Source organism: Pseudoduganella sp. R-43, from assembly GCF_049913255.1.
Classification (GTDB): Bacteria; Pseudomonadota; Gammaproteobacteria; order Burkholderiales; family Burkholderiaceae_D; genus Rugamonas.
Map to the genome: position 1 here is coordinate 363,697 of NZ_CP183988.1, position 12,905 is coordinate 376,601.

Below are 12,905 nucleotides of genomic sequence, written 5' to 3' on the forward strand. Positions count from 1 at the left end.
TACGGCGGAATCGCTCGGATTAATTCTGGTAATACTTATTACTAGCAATAGATAGTTTTTGGTGAGAGAATTTGACCGAATAAAATTAATAGTGGGGATGTAATGCTGGACAAGATCAGTAAGAAGATTCTGGCCGAGTTGCAGAACGATGGCCGGATCAGCAATGTGGAACTGGCTGCGCGAGTGAACCTGTCACCTGCCGCTTGCCTTGAGCGGGTGCGAAAGCTGCACGAGGCCGGCTACATCATGGGGTATACGGCGCAGCTGAACCCGCAGTTACTCGATGTTTCGCTGCTGGTGTTCATTGAAGTCGTGCTGGATCGTACTACGCCCGAGGTGTTTGATGCCTTCAAACACAGTGTCCAGCTCATTCCCGAAGTCCTGGAATGCCATATGGTTGCCGGCGGTTTTGACTACCTGGTCAAGGCGCGTGTGAAAGACATGGCGGCTTACCGCGAGTTCCTTGGGAAAACTTTGCTGCAGAAGGGGGTGCGCGAGACCCACACTTATGCGGTGATGGAAGAAGTGAAAAACACTACCAAACTGCCGATCAAGTAAGCGATTTGCAGAAATTCTGGATGACGCCATAGGCGTAGCGAGCGGCGACGGTTTGCACGAAGTGCATGAAATCCGTCGCCGCTTCTTCGTTGGCGTTGTCGGAAATCGTCCTCATGATGGCAAACGGTATTCCCAGTTCGTGGCAAACCTGGGCAACTGCTGCGCCTTCCATTTCCACTGCCAATAGATCAGGCAGTGCGTCTTTCAAGGCTCCCAGATGGGCCCTGTCCTTGATGAATTGATCTCCACTACCGATCAGGCCGCGGTGCACTTGTGCGTTGTTTTGCAGGAATTCGCGTGTAGCCAGGCTGAGTTTCAGGCTCAATTCGCGATCTGTAGGCATGCGTGAAAGCCCGGTCAGCGGTATTTCGAAGCGTGGAAACAGCGGGCTGGCATCAAAGTCATGTTGTGCCAGGGAATCCGCGACGACAACATCTCCAACTTGAACCCCCAGGTCTGCAGAACCGGCAACGCCGGTAAAGATGATGTGGGTAACGTTGAACTTCTCCACAAGTGTTGCAGCAGTCACAGCAGCAGCGACCTTGCCAATTCGCGATAAAACAGCCACAGAATCGATTTTCCAGAGTTTTCCGGCCGTGTACTCACGCTTACCGTGAATGAGCTTGTAGGGGCTCTCCATGGCTTCCAGTAGACCTTGTTGTTCTTCTGCCAAGGCGGAGATGATCCCGAGACGCATGCGCGAGTTTTCCTCTATTTATTTAAAGTTGTATACGAAAGGATAGTAGTAGATAGTAAACGCGACCCTGTCTGTGGATAAAGCTGTTAACATCCACAGAATCAGAAGTTTACGAATTGTAGAACTGGCTGGACAAGAACTGCATGTAAACCGGACGAGTTCTGAACAAATTTTGTGCGTGAACTCAAAAACGGTGTTTACACACATTCGATCCTGTGGATATTCATTGACTTATCAACAGGTGGTGTAGTTTTTCAGCAGAAATTGGCACTCCGAACAGGTATCCCTGGCCGAAATCGCATCCTGCAGCGATCAAAATTTCCAGTTGGGCCTCGTTTTCGACCTTTTCCGCGATGACTTTGATGTCGAGTCTATGGGCCATGGCGACAATTGCCTCGCACAGGAGTTGGTTGTCGCTGAAGCTGGTGTCCAGCTTGAGGAAATCGATCTTGAAACGCTTCAGGAAGTTGAGGGACGAGTAGCCATAGCCAAAATCGTCCAGGGATATCTGGAGATGGGCGTCCCTGAGCGACTCCATGCGATGCACGACTTCGCGGTTCGCTTCCAGTAGCAAGCCTTCGGTTATTTCAATCACCATCGAGCGGGGTGAAAGTGCCTGCTCGCGCAGCAATTCCAACCAATGTTCGACGCCTACTGCTTCGTGGCGGAACTGCCAGGCTGATTTGTTCACGCAAACCTTGAAGTCATTGCCGAAGCTCGCTGCCAGGGCTGCTGCTTCCTGGAAGACCCATTCTCCGATGGCCGCGATGATGCCGGTATTTTCGGCAACGCCGATGAACTCGGCTGGTTTAAGCAAACCGCGCTGGGGATGTTCCCAACGAATGAGCGCTTCCGCCATTTCGATTTTGTTTGTGGCGAGGTGGCGGATTGGCTGGAACAGAAGCCGTAATTCCTTGTTTTTTAAAGCGCTATGCAACTCCTTGGCCAGTTCGATACGCATCTGGCTGGCTTCCTGCATGAAGGGCGCGAAGTAGTTGAAGCGGTTCCGGCCCTGCTGTTTCGCGAGATACATCGCCTGGTCTGCATTTTTGATGAGCACTTCAGCATCGTCGCCATCGTCCGGAAACAGGGATATGCCTACGCTGCCTGAAATATGGACGATTTCGTGCTTGAGCTGGAAGGACCTGGACAGGCTATGCAGGATTTCCTGCACGATCCTGACTACATCGCCGGGCTCTTTGAGCTCGCTGAGTATGACGGTGAATTCATCTCCTCCAAGGCGGGCTACGGTATCGGTATTGCGTACGCACTCGTGCAGGCGTTCCGCCACTTGTTTGAGCAGGATGTCGCCAAAGTCGTGGCCAAGCGTATCGTTGACGGCTTTGAATCCATCCAGGTCGATGAAGATCAGCGCCATCGGCAGTTGGTCGCGCGCTGCTTTTTTGATCTCCTGGCGCAGGCGGTCATTGAACATACGCCGGTTGGGTAGTCCTGTCAGGTTATCGAAGTTAGCCTGTTTCCAGATCGCTTCCTCGGTGGCCTTTTTCTTCGTAATATCAGTGAACAAGGCGACGTGTCGCAGCGGGTTACCTTTGTCATCGAACACAGTGTTGAAACGCAGCGAAACCAAATAATGGTCGCCATTCTTGTGCTGGTGCCAGATTTCCCCTTCCCAGTAGCCGGTGTGGGTGATGGTTTGCCGCATGCGGCTGTAGAACTTGATGTTCTGGTGGCTGGAAGTCAGTTCGTAAGCAAGATGGCCAATGACTTCTTCGGAGGCGTAGCCGCTGATCTGGGAGAAGGCCGGATTTACGGAAAGAATTCGGCCTTCGGCATCGGTCACCATCATGCCTTCGGAGGCATTTTCGTACATTAGGGTGGCCAGTTTGCTGGATTCTTCGTGACGCTTTCGCTCGCTGATGTCCTCCGCCATGACGAAGAGGCCAATGACATTTCCGTATTCGTCACGATCGGGCACGTAGGTGATGGCGTCGCAGCGCTCCTGGTCTTTACGCTGCATACCGCGTTCGAAATGGACAGTTTCGCCGGCAAAGGCGCGTTCGAGATGTGGTTTGGTTTCGGCGTACAACTCTGGCGGCAAGACTTGCTGCAGTTCTTCACCATTGCCGTAAATTTCAGCAAAGCGCCGGTTCTTGAAGGAGTAATGTTCGTCGCGGTCCATGTACGCGATCACGATTGGCAGATTGTCGGCTATCAGGCGTAAGCGCTGTTCGCTGCTGGCCAGTTTTTTTTCGGTTTCGGTCGATGTTGCGTAGAGGATCCGGTAGCGGCGTTCGCGTTCTTCGGCTGCAGCAAAGGATCGCAAGGCATAGACGATGGCGGCCAGGATCAGCGTGAAGATGAGGAATAGTGCGACGCCGGCAATCAGGAATTGGCGTTGTGAAATCAGAGCAAGGCCGACATTGGAATTTCCGACAGTGACTACCAGGGGAAGGTTCGGCAATTTGCGGTAGCTGGCGATGCGGGATTTTTTGTCGATAGGGCTGACGGTGTTAATTGTGCCAGTTGGATTGCTGCCGAAGGCGCGATAGACATTTGAGTCTCGGATATCTCGGTTAAAGGTTTGGTCAAAAAGTGGTGCGCGAGCCACGATATGTCCATTGGTGTGGAACAGAGTGATTGTCACGTCTTCGCTCAGGCGTGAGTTTTCGAAAGTCTCGGCAAGATTGCTGGCATCCACCGGGGCGACAATCACTCCCAGGAACTTGCCATCAGCGTCTTCAACCCTGCGGCTCAGGAAGAACAGGCGCGACTTTGAGACTTTGCCTATGGTTGGTTCTCCAATAAACAGCCCGTTTCCTGGCTTGAGCTGGGCTTGGAAGTAGTCCCGATCAGCATAGTTCACGCCTTTGACGGCGATATCGCGCGAGCTGGCTGCTGCATAGCCATTCGGATCCAGGAAAGTGATCCAAAAATTGCTTCCGAAGAATGCACCGCGCGAGGAGAGCAAGCTATCGATTGTCTGTGGCGTATACGGGGCGACCTTAATTGCATTCGAAAAGCCTAGCAGGGCAATGTCGGATAGCTGGATTGTGCTGAGTACGTGCGCTTCGATAGCTCGTGCGTAGTGCTGGGTTTGCTTACGGATAGCTTGTTCGCGATCGCTTGCAGAAGATGCGAGTTGCCAGGCGACGACTGCCGTGGCGAGCAGGGCGAGCATCGTCATGGTGACGAGCAATCGCCTGCGAAAGCGTCGATAGGCTTCGGTGGTCGACAAGAGCCCCTCCAGGCGAATTGCATGGAACAACTTGCTTGTTCAGTATAGGTGGAGAGTTTTGTTTACGTTAGATTAGTGTGTATACAAAGTAGTAATGGTTGTTAACAACCCCGACTTTCTGTGGATAAGTGCACCTTGCGGAGAAAAATCAGGGGTTTACGGGCTGTATAAGCAGGCGCGTAAACCTTGCGTGAGTTGCGGACTGTTTTTGGACAATTTTGGGCGGTTTTCGGGAAGTCTTGTTTACTCACAAACGATGCCTGTGGATATTCATAGCGTTATCCACAGCTTCGGACCAGGAGAAAGCTTGGAATCTGCGGGCCAGTTTGACTACATCATCGTGGGCGGAGGGACGGCGGGCTGTGTTCTCGCGAATCGCCTCACGCAAAATCCAAAAAACCAGGTGCTATTGATCGAAGCGGGAGGAAAGGACGATTACGTCTGGATTCACATCCCGGTCGGTTACCTTCACTGCATCAATAATCCGCGTACGGACTGGCTGTTTCGCACCGAACCGGATGTGGGCCTGGGCGGCCGCAGCTTGATTTACCCGCGCGGAAAGGTTCTTGGCGGGAGTTCTTCGATCAACGGCATGATCTATATGCGCGGCCAGGCTAACGATTACGACCAGTGGGCCGAGCTATGCGGCGATCCACGCTGGCGCTGGTCGGAAGTTTTGCCTCTATTCCGCAAGAGCGAAGACCATCACGGCGGCGTTTCGGATTTCCACGGCGCCGGCGGCGAATGGCGCGTTGAAAAGCAGCGCTTGCGCTGGGACATTCTCGACGCGTTCCGCGATGCTGCAGAACAGACAGGCATCCCGAAGATAGACGATTTCAACCGCGGTGATAATTTCGGCTGTTCATATTTCGAGGTGAACCAGAAGCGCGGGATTCGCTGGAATACTGCGAAAGCTTTTTTGCGAGCCGCGACCGGACGCCCCAACCTGACGTTGATGACGGGCTGCCACGTTGAAAAACTGGTGCTGGAGGAGGGTGTCTGCAAAGGCGTCATATTCACCGGCGGTGGTACTCGCTGGAACGCGGAGGCGCGTGAAACCCTGCTGGCGGCTGGAGCGATCGGCACGCCGCAGATTCTTCAGCTGTCCGGCATCGGCCCTGCAGACATGTTGGCGCAGGCAGGCGTGCAGCCGGTGCATGATTTGCCCGGCGTTGGAGCCAACCTGCAGGATCACCTGCAGCTGCGCATGGTATTCAAAGTCCAGGGCGCGCGCACCTTGAACACCCTGGCTTCAAGCTGGTTGGGCAAGGCACGCATTGGGCTTGAGTATGTGCTGTTCCAGAGCGGGCCGATGTCGATGGCGCCTTCGCAGATGGGCGCTTTTGCACGGTCGGGTCCTGAGCAAGCCACGCCTAACTTGGAATATCACGTGCAGCCGCTCTCGCTGGAGCGCTTTGGCGAACCGCTGCACGACTTCCCTGCTTTCACCGCGAGCGTTTGCAACCTGCGCCCAACTTCGCGCGGCCATGTGCGCATCGCTTCGGCCGACTCATACGCGCCGCCAAAAATTACGCCGATGTACTTGAGTACTGACGAAGACCGGCGCGTGGCCGCGGCTGCGCTGAACCTGACGCGCAAGATCGTTTCGGCGCCTGCGCTGGCGAAATACAGGCCGGAAGAATGCAAACCCGGTGTGCATTTTCGCACCGACGAGGAGTTGGCCGAGGCTGCGGGGTCCATCGGGACCACGATTTTCCACCCGGTCGGCACCTGCAAAATGGGCCGCGCGGACGACGTTTCGGCCGTGGTTGACAGCGAATTGCGGGTTCTCGGCGTGCGCGGCCTGCGCATTGCCGACGCTTCGGTGATGCCCACCATTACTTCCGGTAACACGAATTCCCCGGTAATCATGATTGCGGAAAAGGCAGCGCTTTTGTGTATGATCTAGCAAAACCGGGGAGACGCAATGTCCGACTTCATCTTGGAAACAAAGAGTTTGACCAAGGAGTTCAAGGGATTCACCGCTGTCGCCAACGTGGACCTGCAGGTCCAGCGTGGGCATATCCACGCCTTGATCGGACCGAACGGCGCCGGCAAGACGACATGCTTCAACCTGCTGACCAAGTTCCTGGTGCCCACCTCGGGCCAGATTCTCTTTAACGGCAAGGACATCACCTCGCACAAGCCGGCGCAGATTGCGCGCATGGGCGTGATTCGTTCCTTCCAGATTTCCGCAGTTTTCCCTCACCTGACCGTGCTCGAGAATGTGCGCATCGGCTTGCAGCGCAAGCTGGGTACGACCTTCCATTTCTGGCGCAGCGAACGCACGCTGGAGCGCTTGAATGGCCGCGCGATGGAATTGCTGGCCGAGGTCGACCTGGATTCGTTCGCCGATACGCTGACGGTCGACATGCCTTATGGCCGCAAGCGCGCCTTGGAGATCGCCACGACGCTGGCCATGGAGCCCGAACTGATGCTGCTCGACGAACCAACCCAGGGCATGGGCCACGAGGACGTGCACCGCGTTACCGAGTTGATCAAGAAGGTTTCCACCGGGCGCACGATCCTGATGGTTGAACACAATATGAGCGTGGTTTCAGGCATCTGCGACCGTATCTCCGTGCTGCAGCGCGGGGCGGTGCTGGCGGAAGGGCCGTATGAAGAGGTGTCGAAGAACCCGCAAGTGATGGAAGCCTATATGGGGACCGAAGCATGACGGCCGCGCTGGAGATCAGCCAGCTCCAGGCCTGGTATGGCGAGTCGCACATCCTGCATGACGTGAACCTGAATGTGAACCACGGCGAAGTGGTGACGCTGCTTGGCCGTAATGGCGCCGGCCGCACCACGACTCTGCGGGCCATCATGGGCTTGACCGGGACGCGCAAGGGTTCGATCCGCATCAATGGCCAGGAAGCGATCGGTTTGTCGACGCACAAGATTGCCCACTTGGGAGTCGGCTATTGTCCTGAAGAGCGAGGCATTTTTTCTTCGCTTACCACCGAGGAAAACTTGCTGCTTCCGCCGGCGTTGAAGACTGGGCAGGGCATGCCGGTCGAAGAAATCTACGAGATGTTCCCGAACCTGAAGGAGCGCCGAACGAGCCAGGGCACGCGCCTGTCCGGCGGCGAGCAGCAGATGTTGGCGATGGCGCGCATCCTGCGCACCGGTGCGCGCCTGCTGCTGCTGGATGAAATTTCGGAAGGGCTGGCGCCCGTTATCGTGCAAGGGCTGGCGCGCATGATCCGCACGCTGAAGACGAAGGGTTACACGATTGTGATGGTCGAACAGAATTTCCGGTTCGCGGCACCGCTGGCGGATCGGTTTTATGTCATGGAACACGGTCGGATTGTTGAGAGTTTTGCGTCATCGGAATTGGACGACCGCATGCCGGTATTGACCGAGCTGCTGGGCGTTTGAATATCAAAACTGAAAACGGAGACACTATGAAACGCAACGCCATTGCCTTTGCAGCAGCCCTTTGCGCCTTTGGTAGCGCGCACGCCCAGATTTCCGGCGACACCATCAAGATCGGTTTCATTACCGATATGTCAGGCGTCTACTCAGACATCGACGGGCAGGGCGGCGCCGAAGCGATCAAGATGGCGATTGCCGATGCCGGAGGTGCGATCAACGGCAAGAAGATCGAATTTGTTTTTGCCGACCACCAGAACAAGGCCGATATCGCCGCCTCCAAGGCGCGCGAGTGGTTCGACCAGCAGGGCGTGGACATGCTGGTTGGCGGCACAAATTCCGGCGCCAATCTGGCAATGGCAAAAGTGGCCGCAGACAAGAAGAAGGTCTTCATGGTGGTTGGTGCTGGCTCCTCGCGCCTGACCAATGAAGAATGCACGCCCTACACCGTGCACTACGCCTACGACACGGTGGCGCTGGCGCGTGGTACCGGCAGTACCATGGTCAAGCAGGGCGGCAAGAACTGGTACTTCCTGACCGCCGATTACGCCTTCGGCCACTCGCTGGAGAAGGACACGAGCGAGGTGGTTAACAAGTCGGGCGGCAAGGTGATCGGCAATGTGCGCCACCCCTTCCCTGGGACCGATTTTTCGTCCTTCCTGATGCAGGCTTCGTCCTCGGGAGCACAGGTGCTTGGCCTGGCGAATGCCGGCGGCGACTTTATCAATTCGGTGAAGGCAGCCAATGAATTCGGCGTGTCGAAGAAGATGAAGATGGCGGGCCTGCTGGTGTTCATCAACGACATCCACTCGCTTGGCCTCAATGCCACCGCCGGCATGTACCTGACCGATGGCTGGTATTGGGACATGAACGACACCACGCGCGCCTGGTCAAAACGCTACTTCGCGAAGATGAAGAAGGAACCGTCGATGCTGCAGGCGGGCGATTATTCTGCCGCATCGCAATACCTGGCTGCGGTGAAGGCCGTGGGCACGGACGATTCGGACAAGGTGATGGCGAGACTGAAATCGATCACCATCAAGGATGTCTTCACCACCCATGGCGTGATCCGGCCGGACGGCCGCATGGTGCACGATATGTACCTGATGGAAGTGAAGAAGCAGTCGGAGTCCAAGTATCCTTGGGATTATTACAAGGTCGCTGCGACGATTCCTGGCGACCAGGCTTATATGTCGAAGGCCGAATCCAAGTGTGCCCTTTGGAAGTAAGCTAGATGGAGATCTTCGGCCGCCCGCTTCCGATGATGATGTCCCAGCTTTTGCTGGGGCTCGTCAACGGTTCTTTTTACGCCATGCTGTCCCTCGGCCTTGCCGTGATTTTCGGTCTGATGAATGTGATCAATTTCGCGCACGGCGCCATGTACATGATGGGCGCCTTCCTCGCGTGGATCGGCATGACCTACTTCGGCATGAGCTATTGGAGCGTGCTCGTGTTGGCGCCGTTGATTGTGGGTGTGTTGGGCGTGGTGATCGAAAGGACCATGCTGCGCCGACTGTACAAGCTTGATCACCTTTATGGACTGCTGCTTACCTTCGGCCTCACCCTGCTGATCGAAGGCGGTTTCCGCTCGTTTTACGGGGTCTCAGGGCAGCCGTTCGAAACTCCCGAGGCCCTGCAAGGGGCAACGGACCTCGGCTTCATGGTGATGCCGAATTATCGCGCCTGGGTGGTGCTGGCATCGTTGGTGGTTTGCCTGGCCACCTGGTTCGTGATCGAGAAGACCAAACTGGGTGCCTACCTGCGTGCCGGCACCGAGAACCCGAAGCTGGTGGAAGCGTTCGGGATCAACGTCCCGCTGATGGTGACCCTGACCTACGGCTTCGGCGTCGCTTTGGCGGGCTTTGCAGGCGTTCTGGCGGCTCCAATCCAACAAGTGACACCCTTGATGGGGGCGAACCTGATAATCGTCGTATTCGCCGTTGTAGTGATCGGGGGCATGGGCTCGATTCTTGGCTCCATTGTGACCGGCCTTGGGCTCGGCGTGATCGAAGGACTGACGAAAGTGTTTTATCCCGAATTCGCCAACACGGTCGTATTTTTGGTGATGGTCATCATTTTATTGCTGCGCCCCGCTGGCCTGTTTGGCAAGGACCGTTAAATGAACAAGAAGCTGGGCTATTCCATCGCATTCGTGCTGGCGCTGGGCGCGCCGTTTGTCGGCTATCCCGTGCTGCTGATGAAGCTCTTGTGCTTCGCATTGTTTGCCTGCGCGTTCAATCTGCTGATCGGCTTTACGGGGTTGCTGTCGTTTGGCCATGCAGCCTTCTTCGGGGCGGCGGGTTACTTTGCGGGCAACGCTCTGAAGAATTGGGGGATGTCGTTTGAACTGAGCTTGCTGGTTGGCGTGGTGGCCGGTGCGGTGATCGGGTTGGTCATGGGCGGCCTGGCGATTCGGCGCCAGGGGATTTACTTCTCGATGATTACGTTGGCGTTGGCGCAGATGGTGTATTTCGCGGCGCTGCGCTTTACCGATTTCACTGGTGGTGAAGACGGCCTGCAGGGTATCCCGCGCGGCAAGCTGCTCGGGGTGCTGGACCTGGGCAGCGACCTGACGATGTATTACGTGGTCCTGGGGATTTTCATCGCGGGCTTTGCCCTGATCATGCGGACGGTGCATTCGCCTTTCGGACAGGTGCTGAAGGCGATCAAGGAGAACGAGCCGCGAGCGATCTCACTGGGCTATGACGTGGACAGGTACAAGCTCGTGGCGTTCGTGCTTTCCGGTTCGCTGGCCGCGCTGGCCGGTGCGACCAAGTCGATTGTGTTGGGCTTTGAAACGCTGACCGATGTGCACTGGGCGATGTCAGGCCTGGTGATTTTGATGACCCTTGTCGGCGGCATGGGCACGCTGGTCGGGCCGATCATCGGCGCGATTCTGATCATCGCTTTGGAGAACAAGCTCGGCGACTTCGGCACCATGATGTCCGGAGCCACCGGTATCGAGTGGTTCTCCACCCTTGGCGAAGCGGTCAGCCTGGTGGTCGGCTTTATCTTCGTTGCCTGCGTCCTGTTGTTCCGCAAAGGGATCGTTGGCGAGATCCTTTACCTGCAAGCGAAGAAGCGCAAGGTTTAGTTGGCGGGCTTGAGGCGGGAGCTATCGACCCAGCCGACGGCGACTCTCGCAGCTTTCGGATGCTGGTAGAAAACCAAGGTATAGCGGCCGTGAACGCGGGATGCTTCGAGCCGGTCGCCCGGCACCACGAAAGTGCCGGCGATTTCGCAGCGCTCGTCCGGCGCCGAATGGAATTGCAGTCTTCCGTCGCTTGCCGCGATAAGGGCTGCAAGCAGCCGGCTGCTCTTTTCGTTCGCTTGTTCGTGCTTCGCGAAACACGCTTGGCTTACCGCTGCCAGCTCGTAGATCTTCCCATCCTTCCACGTGACTTGCTTAATTTTCCCCCCGCCGGGTTGGCGCAAATGGACGACAGGATATTGGCCAGCGAAGCTGATTCCTGCGATTTCGGTGCAGGCGCCGAAAGGGGGAGAGACCTGGAGCGGCGCCTTGGATTGAATGCTGAGTAAGCGAAAAGCGGCTGGACATTCGAGGGCTGGCTGCCAGGAGCGGACGAGGGCGAAGTCCTTCGTGGCTTCTGGAATAAGCCGGAGGATTGCTGCCTCATCGGCATCGTCGATGGCGAATGCCTTCTGTCCGTTGTGGAAAACCGCCGGCTTGGTGGCGATATAGCGAACTTCAGTCCGGCCAAAGCGCCCGTCAATTCCATCGCCTGCGGTGGCGGTCCCGGCCATTAGCGAAATTAGAAGTAGAAGGAATGACCGACTGGCCATGTGAAGTGTCTGCGCGTTAAGGAGCGCGGATTATATCGTTGAGGGCCGTGATGTTTCAGAGCGCCAATTTGTATAGTGCGTGGGCGTCGTCGCGTGTGACCGGACGTGGATTGTTGCCGAGCAGGCGGGTTTGCTTCAAGGCCTCGTCGGCCAGCAGGTCGAGGTCGCTGGAGGTGATGCCGACTTGCTGCAGCGTGCGAGGCAGCCCCGTGATGATGGCGAATTGTTGCATTGCAACAGCGAGTGCCTCGGCGCGCGCTGCGGGGCTGCCTTCGGTGTGGGGAACGACAATTGTTGCCAGCTCGGCATATTGCTCGGCGCATGCCTCTGCGTTGAATCGCAGCACATGGGGCAAAACCAGCGAGTTCGATAGCCCATGCGGGACATGGAAGACGCCGCCGATCGGATAGGCTAGGGCGTGGACTGCCGCGACGGGCGCGTTGGCGAAGGCTTGACCAGCCAACATCGCGCCGAGCAGCATGGCCTGGCGGGCGACCAGGTCGTGGCCGTTCTCGCAGGCGCGGATCAGGTGGCGCGACAGCAGGTTCAAGGCCTGGAGGGCCAAGCCATCGGAGAGGGGATTCTTCTTGTGTTTGCTGGTGTAGGCTTCAATGGCGTGAACCATTGCGTCGATACCGGTTGCTGCGGTTACTGCAGAGGGCAAGCCAATGGTGAGCTCGGCATCAAGTATCGCCATATCGGCGAAGAGTTGAGGAGCGACGATGCCCATCTTGCTGGTGGCGTCTGTTGTCACGATGGAGATGTTGGTGACTTCGGAGCCGGTACCGGCAGTCGTCGGGATTTGGACCAAGGGTAGGCGCGTTCCGCGGACATTGCCAATGCCGTAGATTTCTGCGAGTGATTGAGGGCTGTCGGCGAGCACGGCGACCAGCTTGGCGACATCCATTGAGCTCCCTCCGCCGAGACCAATGACGAGTTCGGTCTCGTTCTGACGGGCGAGTTCGAGTGCCTCTTCGATCACGTGTTCGGGTGGATCAGCTACCACGTCCGCAAATTGTTCCACGTGAAACATTGCCGAGCGCAAGCTTGCGATCGGTGCCTCGGCCAGGCCCGTGCGCAGGAAGCCTTGGTCGGTAACGAGCAGCACGCGGCGGAGGTCTGGGAACCGTGCGCGAAGTTCCTTGCCCAAGTCCTTTGTCGCGCCGGGAGCAGACAGGAATACAGGAACGGTCGCGAAGCTGAAAGAGGTGATCAGGTTCATCAAGGAAGCTTACACCAGCCTCGGGCGCCCTGCTGTGTTCCGGCTTACAATAT

The 12,905-nt window shown here is 56.8% G+C and carries 11 protein-coding genes; 7 read left to right on the plus strand and 4 right to left on the minus strand.

Annotation, left to right across the window (positions count from 1 at the left end; translation table 11 throughout):
• Positions 1-102: 102 nt before the first annotated feature.
• Entirely contained in the window at positions 103-558 is a 456-nt protein-coding gene (locus ACN9M3_RS01690) for an Lrp/AsnC ligand binding domain-containing protein (RefSeq protein WP_028103394.1), read from the plus strand.
• Here the strand turns inward: ACN9M3_RS01690 and ACN9M3_RS01695 are convergent.
• Both ACN9M3_RS01695 and ACN9M3_RS01700 read right to left on the minus strand, forming a co-directional pair.
• Positions 551-1,255: a 5'-methylthioadenosine/adenosylhomocysteine nucleosidase gene (locus ACN9M3_RS01695; protein ID WP_426320144.1), complete on the minus strand. Its 705-nt coding sequence runs from the start codon at positions 1,253-1,255 to the stop codon at positions 551-553. The genes ACN9M3_RS01690 and ACN9M3_RS01695 overlap by 8 nt on opposite strands.
• 223 nt (positions 1,256-1,478) lie before the next feature.
• Complete coding sequence (locus tag ACN9M3_RS01700) at positions 1,479-4,454, minus strand: bifunctional diguanylate cyclase/phosphodiesterase (protein WP_426320146.1); 2,976 nt, start codon at positions 4,452-4,454, stop codon at positions 1,479-1,481.
• 307 nt (positions 4,455-4,761) lie between these two features.
• Here ACN9M3_RS01700 and ACN9M3_RS01705 point away from each other — a divergent pair, with 307 nt between their 5' ends.
• The 6 genes from ACN9M3_RS01705 to ACN9M3_RS01730 are packed head-to-tail and all read left to right on the plus strand — an operon-like array spanning position 4,762 to position 10,920.
• Positions 4,762-6,363: a GMC family oxidoreductase gene (locus ACN9M3_RS01705; protein WP_426320148.1), complete on the plus strand. Its 1,602-nt coding sequence runs from the start codon at positions 4,762-4,764 to the stop codon at positions 6,361-6,363.
• Positions 6,364-6,381: 18 nt separating this feature from the next.
• Positions 6,382-7,131, plus strand: coding sequence for an ABC transporter ATP-binding protein (locus ACN9M3_RS01710; protein ID WP_426320149.1), 750 nt, complete (start codon positions 6,382-6,384; stop codon positions 7,129-7,131).
• Positions 7,128-7,832 (plus strand): ABC transporter ATP-binding protein, encoded by a 705-nt coding sequence (locus ACN9M3_RS01715; RefSeq protein ID WP_426320151.1) that lies wholly within the window; start codon positions 7,128-7,130, stop codon positions 7,830-7,832. Before ACN9M3_RS01710 ends, ACN9M3_RS01715 begins: the two co-directional genes overlap by 4 nt.
• A 26-nt stretch (positions 7,833-7,858) precedes the next feature.
• Positions 7,859-9,055 (plus strand): ABC transporter substrate-binding protein, encoded by a 1,197-nt coding sequence (locus ACN9M3_RS01720; protein ID WP_426320153.1) that lies wholly within the window; start codon positions 7,859-7,861, stop codon positions 9,053-9,055.
• A gap of 5 nt (positions 9,056-9,060) precedes the next feature.
• Positions 9,061-9,945 carry a branched-chain amino acid ABC transporter permease gene (locus ACN9M3_RS01725; RefSeq protein ID WP_426320155.1) on the plus strand — a complete coding sequence of 295 codons (885 nt, stop codon included), beginning with the start codon at positions 9,061-9,063 and terminating at the stop codon, positions 9,943-9,945.
• Entirely contained in the window at positions 9,946-10,920 is a 975-nt protein-coding gene (locus ACN9M3_RS01730; protein WP_426320157.1) for a branched-chain amino acid ABC transporter permease, read from the plus strand.
• Here ACN9M3_RS01730 and ACN9M3_RS01735 read toward each other — a convergent pair.
• On the minus strand, positions 10,917-11,591 hold the full coding sequence (locus ACN9M3_RS01735) for a hypothetical protein (protein ID WP_426320159.1): 675 nt from the start codon (positions 11,589-11,591) through the stop codon (positions 10,917-10,919). The two genes, ACN9M3_RS01730 and ACN9M3_RS01735, sit on opposite strands and share 4 nt — an antisense overlap.
• Before the next feature lie 94 nt (positions 11,592-11,685).
• Positions 11,686-12,843: an iron-containing alcohol dehydrogenase gene (locus tag ACN9M3_RS01740; RefSeq protein WP_426323659.1), complete on the minus strand. Its 1,158-nt coding sequence runs from the start codon at positions 12,841-12,843 to the stop codon at positions 11,686-11,688.
• Positions 12,844-12,905 lie beyond the last annotated feature (62 nt).